This window comes from Rhodococcus yunnanensis NBRC 103083 (assembly GCF_001895005.1).
Classification (GTDB): Bacteria; Actinomycetota; Actinomycetes; order Mycobacteriales; family Mycobacteriaceae; genus Rhodococcoides; species Rhodococcoides yunnanense.
Window position 1 is genome coordinate 767186 of sequence record NZ_BCXH01000001.1, and the last position, 17098, is coordinate 784283.

Below are 17098 nucleotides of genomic sequence, written 5' to 3' on the forward strand. Positions count from 1 at the left end.
CATGCCACGCGGCTACGACACGAAAGGGCTCAGGGATTCCTGCCGTGCGAACGAGCGCCTGGGACCTGCGTTCCAATACACGGCCCTGTGGTGGACAGCGGCGCCGGACCCTTGGTGATACTCGGCCGGTGGAAACGCCGCGTACACGTCCGCTGTTCTACCGCTCATCCCATCAACGTTGCCGCCAACGTGCCGCCCAGCTCGTAGCACGCGTCTCGGGCGGCCTTGTCCACAGCGGTGACTTCGAGACCTGCGGCAGCCTTCTCCAGACCCCAGCCCGTCGCGATCTTCTGCACCGCGGTGGCCGCGCCCGCCGTGTCGTTGTTGCCGTGCACCCACAACCCGTACGGACGGCCTGCGACTGCGTCCAGGCACGTGTAGTACGTGGTGTCGAAGAAGTGTTTGAGCGCTCCGCTCATGTACCCGAAGTTGGCGGACGTTCCGAACAGATATCCGTCTGCTTCCAGCACGTCGGGCACCGTCGCACCCAGAGCGGGAACACTGCGCACCGTCACACCCTCGATGCCCGGGTCCGCCGCTCCTGCCAGTACCGCCTCGAGCAATTCGCGAGTCGGCGGCGACGGCGTGTGATGAACGACGAGGAGGACGGTCATCGCGAAGCGGTCTCGTCTCGTTCGAGTTCGACGGCCCGCTTCATCGTCTCGCGTGCGCGTCCTCGGTCACCCGCGTAGTCGTACGCCCTGGCGAGACGGTACGAGTTGCGCCAGTTGTCGGGGTCCTTCTCCCACTCGCCCTTGACCTTCTGGAACATCTCGTCCGCCGCGTCGCGAGCGATTCTCCCGGAGGGCATGCGCGGCAGATCGGACACATCGAGTTCGAGATCCTCGTCGCGAATACGGTCCGCAAGATGCTGATGCTCGAAACCCGCTTTGAGGGTTGCCCAGACGATCCACAGACCCAGAATCGGCAGCAGGATCACCCCGATGCCGAGCCCGATACTCACTGCCCCGCCATCCTGGATCAGTGACACACCTCGGCTGCCGAGAAGATAGAAGTAGAAACCGAGGATCAGCACCATCACGGCGATGGTGATCAGAACTTTCGTCGCTTTGTTCATGGTGGCCCTACAGATCCAGGAACGGGTCGAGGCCGACGGTCAGTCCGGGGCGGCCGGCGATCTCGCGGACACCGAGAAGCACACCGGGGGCGAACGACGTGCGGTCGAGTGAGTCGTGGCGGATGGTCAGCGTCTCGCCGAGAGTGCCCAGGATGACTTCCTGGTGGGCGACGAGCCCGGCGAGACGAATCGAGTGCACACGCACCCCGTCCACCTCGGCGCCGCGGGCATGGTCGAACTCCACTGTCGTCGCATCGGGGCTCTTGGCAACGCCCGCCTTCTCGCGTGCTTTCGCGATCAGTTCGGCGGTCCGATATGCCGTTCCCGACGGTGCATCGGCTTTGTTCGGATGGTGAAGCTCGATGACCTCGACGGAATCGAAGAAACGCGCTGCTTGTTCGGCGAAATGCATGGTCAACACCGCGCCGATCGCGAAGTTGGGGGCAATGAGAACACCGGTCTCCGGCGAGGATTCGAGCCAGGAACGCACTGTCGCCAGACGCCCCTCGTCGAATCCGGTGGTCCCGACGACAGCGTGAATGCCATGTTCGACGAGGAACTGCAGGTTGTTCATCACGACGTCGGGATGAGTGAAGTCGACGACGACCTGAACGGACGCATCGACGAGGGTAGAAATCGGGTCGCCTTGATCCACTTCCGCGACCAGTTCGAGTCCGTCTGCGCCCGTCACAGCAGTGCAGATCGCCTGCCCCACCTTGCCGCGGGCACCCAGAACGCCGACCCGGATAGGTGCTTGTGCTTTCACGACTGCTTCACTCGCTTTCTTCGACACTGCTGATATCGAAGAAGCCTACTGACCTCGGCCCACCCTCGGTCGGGTCGGTAAGGGATCGATGAAGATCGCGTCCCGGATATCGTTGGCTGATCTCCGCACTGGCACTGCTACGCAGAGCGGAGGTTCTCGCACCCTGCGGAGCCGGGGTGCGAGAGCCGGACCTCACCGCGAGAGATACGGTCACCCTCGTGACCACAGAAGCCACCACCGACAGCGTGCTGTTCGCGGACAACGTCGATCTCGTCCGCGGAGGAAGGTACCTCCTGAGCCAGGCAACGGTACGCGTGGAGCAGGGCGAACACTGGGTTCTTCTCGGTGCGAACGGGGCAGGCAAGAGCACACTGCTCAGTCTTCTCGGCGCGTTCGTCCATCCCACCCACGGGACCGTCCACGTCCTCGGACACCAGCTCGGCCGGGTCGACATGCGCGAGCTACGAACACACATCGGCCATGTCGACCCTCGGCTTCGCGTCGAAGCACCGCTGACGTTGCTCGAGGTCGTGTTCACCGGGTTGACCAACACTCCCGATCTGATTCCGCGGTGGTCGCCGACCGACGAGCAGGTTGCCCGTGCTCACGCACTGATCGACTCGCTCGGGGTGGCGCACCGCAGCGGCTCGTCGTGGCACACTCTGTCGCAAGGCGAACGCGGGCGCGCGCTGATCGCGCGCGCATTGCTTCCCGATCCCGCGGTATTGCTTCTCGACGAGCCCGCTACCGGTCTCGATCTCGCTGCACGAGAACAGCTTCTGACGGCGCTGGACGACCTGCGCGGCGAACATCCTTCGCTGGCCAGCATTCTCGTCACGCATCATCTGGAAGAGATTCCGGCGTCGACGTCGCACGCCGTTCTGATACGTGACGGCCGCATCATGGCCGACGGTCATGTCGACGACGTTCTCACGACGAAGAACATCAGCGAATGTTTCGATCACCCCATCGAGATCAGCAGGCGGAACGGCAGGTGGGTAGCGACCGCGACTCAGAAGGTGATGACCTGACGGATTGCGTTGCCGTCGGCGAGTTCGTCCATGCCGCTGTTGATCTCGTCCAGCGTGATACGCGAGGAGATCAACTTCTCCACCGGAAGCCGTCCCTCGCGCCACATTTGGGCGTACGTGGGAATGTCGCGGGCCGGCACCGCCGAACCCAGGTAGCTTCCGATGATGGTTCGAGCTTCGGCGACGAGGCCCAACGGTGAGATCGTCGAGCGCGCGTCGGGCGAAGGCAGTCCGACGGTGATCGTCTTACCGCCCGGTGCCGTCGCCGCGACGGCGGCCTCGAACGCCCGTGCGTTGCCCGCGGCCTCGATGACGATGTCGGCTTTGATGCCCTTCTCCTCGCGCTCGGCCGGTGTGTATGTCTGTGTCGCACCGAGTTCGCGTGCAGTGGTGAGCTTTTCCGATACTCCGTCGACGCCGATCACTTCTCCCGCTCCTACGGACACCGCGGTGAGAACGGCTGCCATGCCGACGCCGCCGAGCCCGACGACCATGACCGACTGACCTGCTTTCGGCCGGCCGGCGTTGAGAACTGCGCCCCCGCCGGTCAGGACAGCACAACCCAGTACGGCTGCAATATCGGCAGGAATGTCGTCATCCACCGCGACCACCGATTTGCGACTGACAACGGCGTGCGTCGCGAATCCGGACACCCCGAGATGGTGCTTGACCTCGGCACCGTCGCGCGTCAGACGTGCGCCGCCGTCCAGTAGCGTTCCCTCGTTGTTCGCGGCGCTACCCGGGATGCACGGCATCAGTCCGTCCGTGCGGCACCCCGCACAGTCGCCGCAGCGAGGAAGGAAGGTCATCACGACACGGGTTCCGATGGGGAGGTCGTCGACCCCCGACCCGAGTGCCTCGACCCGTCCCGAGGCCTCGTGGCCGAGCAGCATCGGCACCGGACGCACCCTGTTGCCGTCCACGACCGACAGATCGGAGTGGCACAGGCCCGCAGCCTCTATGCGGATCAGAAGCTCACCCTCCCCGGGAGGGGCCAGATCCAGCTCCGAGATGGAGATGGGCTGCGACTCGGCGAAGGGCCGTGAGCGTCCGATTTCCTCGAGTACTGCGCCGCGAATTCTCATGGCCCTACTGTAGGTCAGGACGATACCGCTGTAGGTCAGGACGATACGGCTGTAGGTCAGGACGATACGGCTGTAGGTCAGGTAGTTACAGCGGCAGTCGCGGTCTCAGCAGGTGGGCTACCAGACCGGTCCATCCGGTCTGATGCGATGCACCGAGCCCCTCGCCGGTGTCGCCGTCGAAATACTCGTTGAAGGTCGGGTGCACGCTCCACAACGGATCGTCACTGGACTCGATGCGTTGCCCGTCCGCCGGTCGCTTGCCGTCCACAGGTCGGAACAGCGCCGCGAGGCCGTTGTCGATGAGATCGGCCGCGTCGGTCAGTGTGCGGTGATTACCCGATCCGGTGGGAATTTCGATGGTGAAAGTATCGCCGTAGTGACGGCCGTAGGCGCGCAGTTTGTCTGCGAGCAGTACGTTGACCGGGAACCAGACCGGGCCGCGCCAGTTCGAGTTGCCACCGAACATCCCTGTCCGCGACTCCCCCGGCTCGTATTCGATAGACAGGCTGCGGCCACCGATATCGTATGTGACACCGTCTCGATAGGACGCAGACAACGACCGAATACCGAACTGCGACAGGAACTCCTCGGAATCGAACATGCGCGCGAGCACTCTCCTGAGTCGCTCCGGTTCGACGAACGACAACAGGACTCGCACCTCGTCGCCGTCCTTACGAGCGAGCAGCGGCGACACCATTTCCGGCCGACGACGCTGAACCCAACGCAGTCGGGCTGTGAGGTCCGGGCATTCGTCTTCGACCCACGACGGAATCTCGGTGGCACCGAGTATCGGCAACAGCCCGACCATGGACCGCACACGCAGTGGAACCGCGTCACCGTCGGGCGGGACGAGAACGTCGTAGAAGAAGCCGTCTTCTTCGTGCCACAACGAGATGTGCTGCGAGCCGAACGATTTCACGGCTCGGGCGATGGACAGGAAATGCGCGAAGAACTTGGTGGCGACGTCGTCCCATGCGCTGTCGTGACGTGCCAGTTCGAGCGAGATCTTGAACATCTGCTGGCAGTAGAAGGCCATCCAGCTCGTAGCATCGGACTGCTCCAACCGAAAGCCCGGCGGCAAGGGCGCGGACCGATTGAACAGACCGATGTTGTCCATTCCGAGGAAGCCGCCCTCGAAGATGTTCGACCCCTCGGAGTCCTTCCTGTTCACCCACCACGCGAAGTTGAGCAGTAGTTTCGTGAACACACGCACGAGGAATTCCCGATCGCGGTAGCCGTCGATGCGGTACACGTGCCACGCGGCCCACGCGTGCACGGGCGGGTTGACGTCGCCGAACTCCCACTCGTACGCCGGCAGCTGCCCGTTGGGGTGCATCGACCACTCACGGCACATGAGCACGAGCTGCTCCTTGGCGAAATCGGGATCGACATGGGCGAGTGGAATAGTGTGAAAAGCCAAGTCCCACGCAGCGAACCACGGATACTCCCACTCGTCGGGCATCGAGATGACGTCCGCGAGCGCAAGGTGCCGCCAATGGGTGTTCCTACCCCCTGCACCCTGACGAGTTTCCGGTGCGGGCTCACCCACCTTGTCGCCTTCGAGCCACTGTTCGACGTCGTATCGGTACAACTGCTTGGTCCACAACAACCCCGCATATGCCCGACGCGCGACATGTCGGTCGCTCTCGTCGAGTTCGGCTCCGATCACCGACGCGTAGAACTCGTCGGCCTCGGCGCGGCGATCGGCGACGACAGCGTCGAAACCTCGTCCGAAGGTCTGCAAGTCCGGTTCGTTCGTGGAAAGTCGAAGTTTCACCTCCTTCGTCACACCTGGAGCGATGTCCTCGAAGGAGAACCAGAAAGCCGACTTCGTGCCCGTCTTCTCGGGATTGACCGTGGACTCGTCCCCGTTCACGACGCGATGGCCGATTCCGTCCTTGCTGTACGGCGTGCGGTTCTCCTGACCCCACAGTTCCGCGGCGTTGGTTTCGTTGTCGCAGAACAGAACCTCGGGACCGCCCTCGGCGCTGAGGTAGTACTTGCCGAGAAATCCGTGCTCGGCTTCGATCGCTCGCATCCCGCCCGACTGCAACTCCGGTGGCACCAGCTCGGTCAGCGTCCCACCGCGTTCGTCGCGACCCCACGCCCAGGTGTTGCGCAGCCACAGGTGCGGCAACAGGTCGACGGACGCGGCCTCTGGACCATGATTGGTGATGGAGATGACGATGCAGATGTCGTCGGGCGACGCCTTCGCGTACGTCACCTGGACATCGAAGAACCGGTTCTCGTCGAGAATGCCCGTGTCCGCGAGTTCGTACTCTCTCTCGTCACGTCCTCTGCCGGCGTTCTCTTCACGTAGTTGCCGGTACGGGTACTCCGCGTGCGGGTACCGGTACAGCCACTGCATCCAGCTGTGCGTCGGCGTGCCATCGATGACCCACCAGTACTCCTTGGCGTCCTCGCCGTGGTTGCCTTCACCGTTGGTGAGCCCGAACAGTCGCTCCTTGAGAATCGGATCCTTCCGGTTCCACAGAGCGAACGCGAAATTGAGAAAGCCGAAGCGGTCGCTGATTCCGCCCAAACCGTCCTCACCCCAGCGGTACGCGCGAGCGTGGGACTGGTCGAACGGAAACGATTGCCACGCGTCGCCGTCGGCCGAGTAGTCTTCCCGGACGGTCCCCCACTGCCGACCCGCCAGGTAGGGGCCCCACTGTCGCCATGGGCCCGTCACCCCCGGCGACTCGGCGAGCCGCGAATGTTCCGCGGAGGACGGCGTGGGTGGTGTTGCGGCAGCGTCGGTCACCGCATCAGTCTGCTGGTTTCAGCTCACCGACGCACGCCGACACTGCCCGCCAGGTAGCCGACGCGTCGTTGAACCGCGGCGATTTCCCTGACTCCATCGCCGAGGAGACTTCGCTCCAGCGCCGACAGATCGGCCATGACGAGTACGTCACCGGGCCGCACCCCCGCGGCCACCTGCTCGATCTGATGCCCCAGCCGCAATCTCTGCAACAGGTCGAACACTTCGGTCAGCACCCCGACGTCTCGATCCGTCAGCAGCCCGTTTCCCGACGCGGCCGCGAGTCTCGCCGGGGTGGACGCGGATGCGACTCCGACCGACATGCCGCCCCAACGCGCGAGATTGACGATCGGTGTGATCGCGTGTGCCTTGAGATCGAACGTCCCACCGCGACGGGCAAGAACGTCACGCAGTGACCTCGATCGGGCTCGGCCTGCCAGTGCATCGCGAAGTTGAAGTCGCAGTGCTTCCGGATGGTCCTCGGCGAGTGTGCGGTACACCAGCGGCACCGTGTGAAGGTCGCGGTTGCCCCACACGACCCTGCCGTCGACGAGCAGAGAGGACATGATGAGCCCGGAATCGCCCGTGGGGTTTCCACGATCTCCGAACGGATTGCTGAGCCAGTGCGCTGCAGCCGACCGCCATTGCGTCGCCGACCGGGCAAAACGTGGCGAGCTGGCCACTGCTCCGTTGGAGTCCGCGGGTAGCCCGCACTTCTCGAGGATCAGATGTACTGCGCGCGCGAGATCCATCGATGCGGTATCTCGCGTTCTGTCGCCGTCGGCCGGATCGGGCAGGCGGTCCGACCACGACAGTGCACTGTCGACATCCGACGACGGCATCGCCTCCCTGCGCGCGACGGAACCGAGTGTCAGCCAGGCGACGTCCGATCGCGGTACCTCTGGGTTCGCCGACCACGCGAGTTCGAGTGCTCGGCGGACCACACTGTCGATGACCACCGACAGAATCGCGCTGACAGCGGTGGCCTCGGTACCGCCGCGGAAAAGGTCGACCGCGAGATCGGGAATTCGATGTGCGGCGGAAGCCAGCTCGGTCTCGGTCGAGGCGACCGCGATCGAGCGGCGCAGAACGAAGCTACGACGCGTGGAGGCAGCGTGCAGCTCGGAATCTTCGATGACACCGAGGACTTCGCCGCGAACGGACACGACCGGCATGTGCCGCAGTCCTCGCTCCAGCATGTCCACGAGTACTGTCGCCGCGAGTCGATCCGGCGTCACCGTCTCCGCGGGCGAGGTCATCACGGCACGGACGGGGGTATCGATGTCGATCCCTGCAGCGACCACTTTCTCGCGGAGATCGCGATCGGTGAAGATGCCGTATCTTCCGCCCAGAAGCGACACCAGCGCGCAGGACGACCTTCGGTCGGTCATCGTGCGCACGACATCTCGCACACCGGTGTCGGGATCGACGACGACGGCTGGACCGGAGAGCAACTCGCCGACTGTCCGTGCGGTCGACCGGTCTGCAGGTCCACCGATCTGCGCATTGGCCGAGGAGACCGCGTCTGCCAGAAACGCCAGGCCCGCCGGCTTCGAGAACAGTGGGCGCATCAGCGCACCCGGTAGCTGCACGACGACACTGTACTCGGTGGTGCGCGCGAGAAAACCGAATGTCGCACCCGAGAGCATTGCCGAGAAACCGAACACACCACCGACCTCGATCGCGTCGATGGGAACCGCGGTCAGCGCCCGATCATCGGGATGCAGGATCACCACTCTCCCGGATCGGACCACCCACACCGAATCGACGTCGCGCATGTCGACATCGAGAATCAGCGCACCGGTGGCATATTCGACGGTCGAGGCCGCGTGCGCGAGGTCCTCGAGCTCGCCGAGGGTCGCGGTCTGGAACGGCGGATAGCGCCGAAGGAATTCAGCTGTGTCGTCCACGAACCAGATCTGCGCATTTCTCGGCCATGGTCATGACGGTGATGTTCGGGTTCACCGACGGCAGTTTCGGCATCGCCGACGCGTCGACGACTCTCAGGTTCCGTACACCCTTCACTCGTAGATCCGGATCCAGAACTGCCATCGGGTCTCCCACCGCGCCCATGCGCGCAGTGCCGGCCGGATGGTAGACGGTGTTGTGGGTCTTGTGGATGTAGTCGAGAAGCTCGTCGTCGGTCACCGCGTCCGGTCCCGGTGCGAGCTCGCGTTCGATCCACCCCGACAGCGGGGCTTCGGCGGCGATCCGCCGGGCGAGCTTCACACCGGCAAGCATGACGGAGTCGTCGTGGCCCCCGGGATCGGTGAAGTACCGCGGATCGACCTTGGCCCGATCGCGGAAGTCGCGGCTACGCAGTCGCACGGTGCCGCGCGACAAGCCTTGGGTGACGTTCGGCGTCAGACAGAATCCGTTGTCGGTGGTCGGGTAACCCCAGCGGAGAGTGTTCATGTCGAACGGCACGCTGCCGTAGTGCATCATCACGTCCGGGTACGTCAGGTTCGGCCCGGTGGTGGCGAACAGGCCGATCTCCCACCACTGCGTCGATGTCGTCACCATCGGACGAGATGCTTCCCAGAAGACCAGACCCTCCACATGATCGTCCAGATTCTCCCCGACCCCCGGTGAGTCGACGCGAACAGCTATCCCTAGCTCGCGCAACCGATCTGCCGGTCCGATGCCGGACAGCATGAGGAGTTTCGGGGTGTCTATCGCGCCTGCCGTGACGATGACCTCACGTCGAGCGGTCACGGTGTCGTAGCCCGTCAGATCGGGGCGCTGACAGCGAATTCCCGTGGCAACGAGCGCGTCGTCGATGAGAATTTCGCTGATCCAACTTCCGGTTCGGACCTCGAGGTTGGGGCGGGATCCGAGAATCGGATGAAGATAGGCATGCGACGTCGACATCCGCGTGCCGTCCTCGCCGGCGTTGATCTGAAACCATCCGGCACCGTTGAGGACGGTATCGCCTCTGTTGAACTGCACTGTCGGCAGACCGATTCTTGCCGCCGACTCCAATACTGCAGCGCCGCAGGGATCCTCGGGGGGAACGTCCCTGATTCGAACCGGTCCGTCGTGCCCTCGACCGGTGTCGTTGTTCTCGACGCGGGCGACGAGCGGAAGGATGTCCTTCGAACCCCATCCCGTCGCCCCGGCAGCCTCCCAGTCGTCGAGAATCCCTGCAGGCGGGTGGAATGCGATGCAAGAGTTGTGAGAAGAGCAACCGCCCAACACTTTTGCGCGAGCGTGACGCATGAAGCTGTTTCCGCGTTCCTGTGGCTCGACCGGGTAGTCCCAGTCGTATCCCGAGTCGAGCAGATGCATCCACTCGGACAGCACGAGAATGTTGTCGTCCCCCACGTCCGATGGCCCGGCCTCGACGAGGCAGACGGTCACGGCCGGATCCTCGCTCAGCCTTGCCGCCAGAACGCAACCGGCCGTGCCGCCTCCTGCGATCACGTAGTCGAAGGCAGCGTCGGTCATGCCGGACTCCTTTCGTCACCTGTCGATGCGTGCGAGGACAACGTCCCGATGTGGCGACGGCCCTTGACGGCGTACCACAGCAGACCGAGCCCGAGAATTCCTCCGATGTAGACGAATGCTCCCCACGTGTTGTACCAGGGGGTCCCGTAGATGGCCTCGCGTGGCCAGGCGAGATTGACCGCCATCCCCACACCCCACAGCACTGCGAGGATGTTGATCGGCAGACCCCACTTCCCCATGGTGAAATAGCCGCCCGGCTTCAGATCTCTCGGTGGCCACTCGCCCCGCAGACGTTTCGCCAGCAGTGGACCCGTCACCATCAGATACGCCAGATAGATCATGATGATCGCGATCGACGTCAGGACGGTGAAGATCTGGGGCTGTCCGATGTTGACGACAAGGATCAGGATCGCCAGGACGCCGATGGTGACTGCCGGGACCACGGGCGTCTGCGTTCTCGGATGAACCTTGGCCAGACTTTCACCGAATGGGAGTGCGTTGTCGCGTGCCATGGCGAACGTCAGTCGGATTGCTGCAGTGTGGACCGCCAGCGAACACACGATGACAGCGATGACGATGCAGATCAGGAAGATCGTGCCGAGTGGACCCCACATGACGGCCTCCACGATGGACTGCAAGCTGCCCTCCGGCGTGGCCAGCGCCGGATCCTCGAGATCGGGCGCCGCCATCACCGCGAACACGAGAATCGCGCCTCCGATCACGAAGGACGCCAGTATCGCCCGGAGAATCGCCTTGGGTGCCGTACGGCGAGGCTCTACCGTCTCCTCGCCCAGCGAGCTCGCGGTGTCGAAGCCGTACATGACGTATCCCGACGCCAGCGATGCGACCAGGAATGCACCGAGGTATCCGCCGCTTTCGCCTGCGCCGTATCCGTTGGTGGAGAAGAAGACCTCGGGCCCGCGCGTGATGTTCGCCGCCAGAATGACCGCGATCAGCACTGCCGCGATCAACTCGATGAACACCCCGGAACTGTTGATCATCGCCATCAATCGCACCCCGAGGGCGTTGATCGTCGTCGTGATCGCGATCAAGATCGCGCCGAGCAACACTGCATTGGTGGCGTAGTCGTTGGACCCGCTTCCGTCCCCGATGATCTGGAAGCCACTCCATATCCGCGGCAAGTTCAATTGGAGGGCCAACACGACCGCGGACAGAGTCACTATCGACGCAGTCAGCATCAACCATCCAGCAGACCAACCGACGACTCTGCGGCCCAACAGTTTGGCCCAGTTGTACACCGACCCGGCGACGGGATACTTCGCCGCGAGTTCCATGAAGCACAGAGCCACGCAGAGTTGACCGACGAACACCATCGGCCACGACCACAGATATCCAGGACCTGCATTTCCGAAACCCACATAGAACAGCTGAAAGGTTCCGGTCAGAATGGAGATGTAGCTGACGCCGGCTGCAAAACTCGCGAATTTACCGAGACTCCGATCGAGGGACTCCTTGTATCCGAAGTCGTCCATTCCACTGGCGGAATTGATTGCCATGGCTCGCGCTGCCTTTCTGTGGCAGAACCGAAACGTGCTTATCTGGTGACGAACCACCCGGCCGCCGTAGGCGAGGTGTTGTGCCAAATATGCTTCGCTTCTTGATATTCGGACAAACCGGACGGGCCCAGTTCCCGGCCGTTACCCGAACGCTTGAATCCACCCCACTCGGCGGCTGCTGTGTAGATGCCGAAATCGTTGAGCCACACCGTCCCGTGTCGAAGACCGCGCACCAGCCGCTCGCCTCGCGCACTGTCCGACGTTCGAACACCTGCCGCGAGACCGTAGTTCGTATCGTTGCCGAGTCGCAGAGCTTCCTCCTCGGTTGTGAATCGCTCAACAGTGAGTATGGGGCCGAACGTCTCCTCCTGCACGATTTTCATCGTGCGATCACACCTGTCGAAGATGGTGGGAAGAAAATAGCTGCCATCGGCCAACTCCCGATCGTCCGGTCGCGACCCGCCGACGACGAGTTCTGCACCCTCCTCGACACCGAGCGCAACGTACTTCTCGATCTTGCGGCGCTGCGCTTCGGACACGAGCGGACCGGTCTCGCTCGTGGGATCGAGTCCTGACCCCATCCTGATTCCCCGAGCGCGCTCGGCGAGAGCCGCAACGAACAGGTCGGCGACGCTGTCCTCGATGATGAGCCGGGTACCCGCCGAACACACCTGGCCCGAGTGCAGGAATACACCGGTCAGCACATGATCGACCGAGTCCGCGAACGCCGTCGGGTCGGAGACCGCGTCGGCGAACACGATGTGCGGATTCTTACCGCCCAGCTCCACCGCGACCTTGGTGACGTTCGACGCTGCCGCAGCCAGAATGGTCCGACCGGTGGCCAGACCACCGGTGAACGAGATGAAGTCGACGTCGGGGTTGGCCGTCAAAGCCTCACCCAGCACCGCGCCGCTACCCTGCACGAGGTTCACGACACCATCTGGAACACCGGCCTCCTGCACGAGCTTGACGAACGCGATCGTACTGAGCGGAGTAACCTCACTCGGCTTGAGAACCATCGTGCACCCCGCCGCCAACGCGGGCGCGATCTTCCACGAGATCTGCAGCAGCGGATAGTTCCATGGCGCGATCATGACGCAGACCCCGATGGGCTCATGGACGACTCGCGAGATCACCTCGGGTCGACCGACATCGACGAGTCGGTCCCCGTGAACGGCGGCGAGCTCGGCGTAGTACCGAAACACCGAAGTGACGTCGTCGATGTCGATACGACTCTCGGCCAACGTCTTTCCGGTGTCGAGCGTCTCGATGTGGGCGAGCTGTTCCTTGTCACGCTGAAGTAGATCGGCGATCTTCGTCAGAAACGCCGTCCGCTCGGCGACGGACGTTCCGGCCCAGCGTCCGTCGTCGAATACATGACGAGCGACCGATATCGCACGTCGGGCGTCATCCGGCGTCGCCTCGTCGACGACGAGTATCGCGCTTCCGGTCGCCGGGTCGACGATCTCGCGTGTCCCGCCGTCCGAAGATCCCGACCATTCGCCGCCGATATGAAGTGAAGGCCGAAGGTTTCCTGGTTCGATTGCCACATTGCCGGATGCCGACACGTCTGTACCTCTTTTCGTCGCCGCGCGATCATGGACTCGGAGTCGAGTCAACCGTAAGCCCGCGATGAAATGTACGAATCCGATAGGTCCACATCGTCACCAACGATTCACGAGGAGACCACTGACCATGCGCACAGTGACAGCAGGATTGTTCCACTCGGTCGACGGCATCGTCGAGGCGCCGAACGAGTGGCAATTCGACAGTTTCGACGCCGAGATGGGCGAAGAACTGGGAGCCATGATCGGACGTGTCGACACCGTGATCCTCGGGCGCGTCGGGTACGAGCAGTGGTCGAGCTACTGGCCGACGGCGGAGGACGACGGGTTCGCAGCCTTCATCAACCCGGTACGAAAATACGTGGCCTCGACAACGCTGACCGGCACCCTCGAGTGGGAGAACGCAACACTCGTGAACGGCGACCTGATTCGGTTCGTCGAGGAATTGAAGAGCACCGATGGTGGCGAAATTGCGGTGTGCGGCGGTATCGCCATCGTCCGGTCGCTGTTTTTCGCAGGACTCATCGATTCGTTGACTTTGATGACACACCCGGTGATCGCGGGCTCGGGACGCCGGCTGTTCGAGCCGGGTGACCCACCGACCAGGCTCGAACTACAGTCGTTCCGGACCACCAGCGCCGGCAACACCATCACGACCTACGGCGTTCGCTGACGTCAGGAACACGCTGCCAGAAGCATCGCCACGTCGGACTCGTCGAGCCCTTTCGGCGGCGGGTTCTGCAGCAGTATCTCCCGAAGCCGCTCGACGAAGCCCTGGCGGCTGACGCCGAACTCGACGAGGACGTCGTCGCGCGGTCCGCCACCGTGCGGGAAATGATCGGTTACGAATTCGAACATGGAACTTCCTTCGACTGGCGTCGGACAGGTGCTCCGGAAGCGGTACCGAGTCGGGGGTCGCGGTACCGCATTTCCGGAGTCGGTGAGTTAATCAACGTCTCCCCGACAAACGTTACAGATACACGCGATGTGGAACTTTCGGCGATGAACTTCCGCACACCAGGCGGGTAGCGTCGCCGCCATGGCCCTTCTACACCGTGCGACGCTCTCGCCCAGCAAGCTCGACATGATGCGATCGTGGTTGCCGAATCAGTCGTGGATCGAGAATCTCGACACGTCGGGTGTCGAGATTCTCGGTGCTTACCGGTTCGACGATCCAGCCGGAGCGGTCGGTATCGAGACCCATCTTCTTCTCGTCGGCACACGGGTGGTGCACGCGCCCGTGACATATCGCGACGCGCCCCTCGAGGGCGCCGAGCGCCATCTCGTCACGACGATGGAACATTCCGTCCTCGGTCGCCGCTGGGTGTACGACGCCGTCGCAGATCCCGTGTACATCGAGGCTCTGGCCCGAACGATTCTTACGGGCGGAGTCGAAGCCACACTCGAGTACGACCAACCCGTTTCGGCAGAGAAACGCAAGGTGACCACTCGCGTAACCGGCAGCGGGCATCCGGATGCACATGTTCCGACATTGGAGCCTGGCACAATCTCCGTCCTCGGAACCACGACGACCATCGAGGCCGGTTCGATGCATCTCGATGTTCTCCGCGTGATCGACCCGAATCCGACCGAGACGACGCACCCGTTCCTGTCCGGGACCTGGCCCGGCCGAATTGCACCCGCCGTGCTTGCTGTCGCTCACCTGACGTGACGTCGGGGACGACCCCTCTTCGGCTCGGACAACGCCTGGCCGAGACGCCTGGTGGACGCACGTAGACGCTCTACAGGCACAGGCTCAGACGCTGGCGCCTTCCCATCACCCGGTCGACGGCGTCCAGCTGTGTGTCGGTGGGATGGGTCAGTGTTCGAAGACGCATCGAACCGCGCTCCCGCAGCACACCCTCGATCTGCTCGACGACAAACCTAACTCTGACGTGGCGGGCAGTCGGTTCGTCAGGAAATCCGGCTCTTGTGACACGTTCGTGGATCACTGATCGCGCTTGAACGTCCACACGCCTTCCCTCGTCTAGGTTTCGGCTTGTCGAAGGTCACAACTGAAAAACGGAGAACGTCGTGCAGAACGCTTGCTTATGGCGCGCTGTGTTGGGCGTCGAGAATACCCTCGTCGAGGACGTCGAATTCAACGACGACGCACGTTGCCGGAGCCGGTAGGTTGGGACGTCACCTTTGGAAGGCGCGGAGATGGATGCGCATATACCCGCCATTGCTTGCTCAGCGGACGCGGTAGCGTCGACCACGGCCAGAAGCACACCGACGCGGTCGAGCGAGGGCGGTGCAATCAGCACCCGGATGAATATTGACATCGGCCATTGTGCCGTTCACGTTGGTGGCTTGGATCCTGTGTGCCTTTCTCGGACTGTTCGGTAGAACCACACCAGTGCTGTACAAGCCGCCGTCAACGCAGCACATGACCACGCGACCCGCGGAACGACCGGGTCGCTGATGCTCACGTCGGACGAGCCGTCGAAAGTGCTCGACAGGAGCAGCAACACTGCGGTGCCGATGGCGGTGCCGAGTTGCGCAGCTGTATTGACCAGGCCTGAGGCGATCGTTCGCTGTTCGCCGGGGACCGATAGTCCCGTGGAGGTGCTTGCGACGGAGGACAGTCCGAGGCCGAACCCCATTGCGGCCGTGGCCGTCAACATGGCGACCGGCTGTGGCGAACCAATTGTGAGTCCGCTGAGGCCCAGGGCAATAAACCCCATTCCTACCGTGCCCGCTCTACCGGTTCCCACTCGACTGTCGAATCTGCCGGCGGTCACGGATCCGGCAATGACCAAAGCACTCATGGGAATAAGAATCGCGGCAGCCGCCAGCGGCGAATATCCGAGCTGATTCTGCAGATACAAAGTCAAGACTGTAACCCCACCGCTGGTAGTGGCAGTGTTGACGAACGCGGTGGCCGAGCCCCATCTGACAGCGCCGATCTTCGCAAATGCGGAGGGAACGAGCGGGTTACGCGAGCGTCGATCCACAGCAAGAAAAGCGGCGGCAGCGATGCTGGCGCACGCGAACAGCCCAAGTGCCAGGAGCCAGTGGCGTAACCCGTCCAACACCGATGCACCCACGACGACCAGCATGATCGCGGTGGTCACGGTTAACGCGCCTAGTGCGTTGAACGGCAGTGCACTTCGGTTTACGACATCGTCGGGCACGTACATCAACACCAGAATGGCAAGCAGTGCGGAAATCGCCAGCAGCGACCAAAAGATCAATCGCCAGTCGCCAAACTGCGCGAAGGTGCCGGCAACCAAATAGCCGGCGATTCCGGCGGCCGCGCCGGACGCGCTCCACGCCGCAATTGCCCTGGCCCGGTGGCGATCGTCGGGCGCGAGGGAAGTCAGCAGTGCAAGCGCCGACGGGACAGCGCATGCAGCAGCAGCACCCTGAAGTGCTCGGGCCGATGCAAGAACGAACGCCGACGGTGCTAGGGCAGCAAGTGCTGCGGCCGCAGCGAATACGGCGATGCTGGCGAGGATGCTGCGACGATGACCGAGGCGTTCACCTACTCGTGCTCCGAACAAGAGCAGACCACCGAAAAAGGTTGCATACGCCGTCGCGATCACCGAACTGTCGGTGGCCCCGCCGAAGTCACTGATCATCTGCGGTAGCGCGGTGACGACGATCGTCACGCACATGACGTCGACGAATTGCACCAGGCACAGCGCAAACGTGAGCTTGCGCGGGGAGACGGCACGGCCCGCCCCGGTGAGTACGTCCGACACTTCGCGGGTCAACACAGCACCCCTCTCTCGAAAAGACCGAACGCATCTGTCGCCGTCTCGACCGTACCGACCGGTTTGAACAGTCGTTCGGTCGACGCGGCGCGGGCTTGGTCGTCGACGGTGAAATTCTCGGTACACGGC

At 63.3% G+C, this 17098-nt stretch carries 14 protein-coding genes; 3 read left to right on the top strand and 11 right to left on the bottom strand.

What is annotated here, in order from left to right:
• Nucleotides 1–164: 164 nt before the first annotated feature.
• From RY1_RS03450 to dapB, 3 genes are read right to left on the bottom strand one after another with little or no spacing between them, the layout of a single operon-like run.
• Nucleotides 165–614, bottom strand: a complete 450-nt coding sequence (locus RY1_RS03450) for a flavodoxin family protein (RefSeq protein ID WP_072802053.1) — start codon at nucleotides 612–614, stop codon at nucleotides 165–167.
• Nucleotides 611–1078, bottom strand: a complete 468-nt coding sequence (locus RY1_RS03455; protein ID WP_072802054.1) for a hypothetical protein — start codon at nucleotides 1076–1078, stop codon at nucleotides 611–613. Before RY1_RS03455 ends, RY1_RS03450 begins: the two co-directional genes overlap by 4 nt.
• Nucleotides 1079–1085: 7 nt before the next feature.
• Complete coding sequence (gene dapB / locus RY1_RS03460) at nucleotides 1086–1844, bottom strand: 4-hydroxy-tetrahydrodipicolinate reductase (RefSeq protein ID WP_072802303.1); 759 nt, start codon at nucleotides 1842–1844, stop codon at nucleotides 1086–1088.
• Between the two features lie 218 nt (nucleotides 1845–2062).
• Between dapB and RY1_RS03465 the strand changes: the two genes are divergently transcribed.
• A complete protein-coding gene (locus RY1_RS03465; protein ID WP_072802304.1) occupies nucleotides 2063–2875 on the top strand; it encodes an ABC transporter ATP-binding protein in 813 nt (270 codons plus the stop codon).
• Here the strand turns inward: RY1_RS03465 and RY1_RS03470 are convergent.
• From RY1_RS03470 to RY1_RS03495, 6 genes are all read right to left on the bottom strand, one after another.
• Nucleotides 2857–3960 (bottom strand): zinc-binding dehydrogenase, encoded by a 1104-nt coding sequence (locus RY1_RS03470; protein ID WP_072802055.1) that lies wholly within the window; start codon nucleotides 3958–3960, stop codon nucleotides 2857–2859. The genes RY1_RS03465 and RY1_RS03470 overlap by 19 nt on opposite strands.
• An 85-nt stretch (nucleotides 3961–4045) precedes the next feature.
• Nucleotides 4046–6724 (bottom strand): MGH1-like glycoside hydrolase domain-containing protein, encoded by a 2679-nt coding sequence (locus RY1_RS03475; RefSeq protein WP_072802056.1) that lies wholly within the window; start codon nucleotides 6722–6724, stop codon nucleotides 4046–4048.
• Nucleotides 6725–6747: 23 nt separating this feature from the next.
• The gene (locus tag RY1_RS03480; protein WP_072802057.1) at nucleotides 6748–8631 is read right to left on the bottom strand and encodes a putative nucleotidyltransferase substrate binding domain-containing protein; all 1884 of its coding nucleotides are present in this window, start codon (nucleotides 8629–8631) and stop codon (nucleotides 6748–6750) included.
• Complete coding sequence (locus RY1_RS03485; protein WP_072802058.1) at nucleotides 8615–10168, bottom strand: GMC family oxidoreductase; 1554 nt, start codon at nucleotides 10166–10168, stop codon at nucleotides 8615–8617. Before RY1_RS03485 ends, RY1_RS03480 begins: the two co-directional genes overlap by 17 nt.
• Complete coding sequence (locus tag RY1_RS03490) at nucleotides 10165–11685, bottom strand: APC family permease (RefSeq protein WP_072802059.1); 1521 nt, start codon at nucleotides 11683–11685, stop codon at nucleotides 10165–10167. Before RY1_RS03490 ends, RY1_RS03485 begins: the two co-directional genes overlap by 4 nt.
• A gap of 38 nt (nucleotides 11686–11723) precedes the next feature.
• Nucleotides 11724–13235 carry an aldehyde dehydrogenase family protein gene (locus RY1_RS03495; protein WP_139279722.1) on the bottom strand — a complete coding sequence of 504 codons (1512 nt, stop codon included), beginning with the start codon at nucleotides 13233–13235 and terminating at the stop codon, nucleotides 11724–11726.
• A gap of 145 nt (nucleotides 13236–13380) precedes the next feature.
• Here RY1_RS03495 and RY1_RS03500 point away from each other — a divergent pair, with 145 nt between their 5' ends.
• Nucleotides 13381–13923 (top strand): dihydrofolate reductase family protein, encoded by a 543-nt coding sequence (locus tag RY1_RS03500; RefSeq protein WP_072802060.1) that lies wholly within the window; start codon nucleotides 13381–13383, stop codon nucleotides 13921–13923.
• A gap of 2 nt (nucleotides 13924–13925) precedes the next feature.
• Here RY1_RS03500 and RY1_RS03505 read toward each other — a convergent pair whose 3' ends face one another.
• Nucleotides 13926–14108, bottom strand: a complete 183-nt coding sequence (locus RY1_RS03505) for a hypothetical protein (protein WP_072802061.1) — start codon at nucleotides 14106–14108, stop codon at nucleotides 13926–13928.
• A gap of 181 nt (nucleotides 14109–14289) precedes the next feature.
• Here RY1_RS03505 and RY1_RS03510 point away from each other — a divergent pair, with 181 nt between their 5' ends.
• Nucleotides 14290–14922: a CG0192-related protein gene (locus tag RY1_RS03510; protein WP_072802062.1), complete on the top strand. Its 633-nt coding sequence runs from the start codon at nucleotides 14290–14292 to the stop codon at nucleotides 14920–14922.
• 628 nt (nucleotides 14923–15550) lie between these two features.
• On the opposite strand, the gene RY1_RS03520 is transcribed toward RY1_RS03510, so the two are convergent.
• A complete protein-coding gene (locus RY1_RS03520) occupies nucleotides 15551–16969 on the bottom strand; it encodes an MFS transporter (protein ID WP_139279701.1) in 1419 nt (472 codons plus the stop codon).
• Nucleotides 16970–17098: the final 129 nt, after the last annotated feature.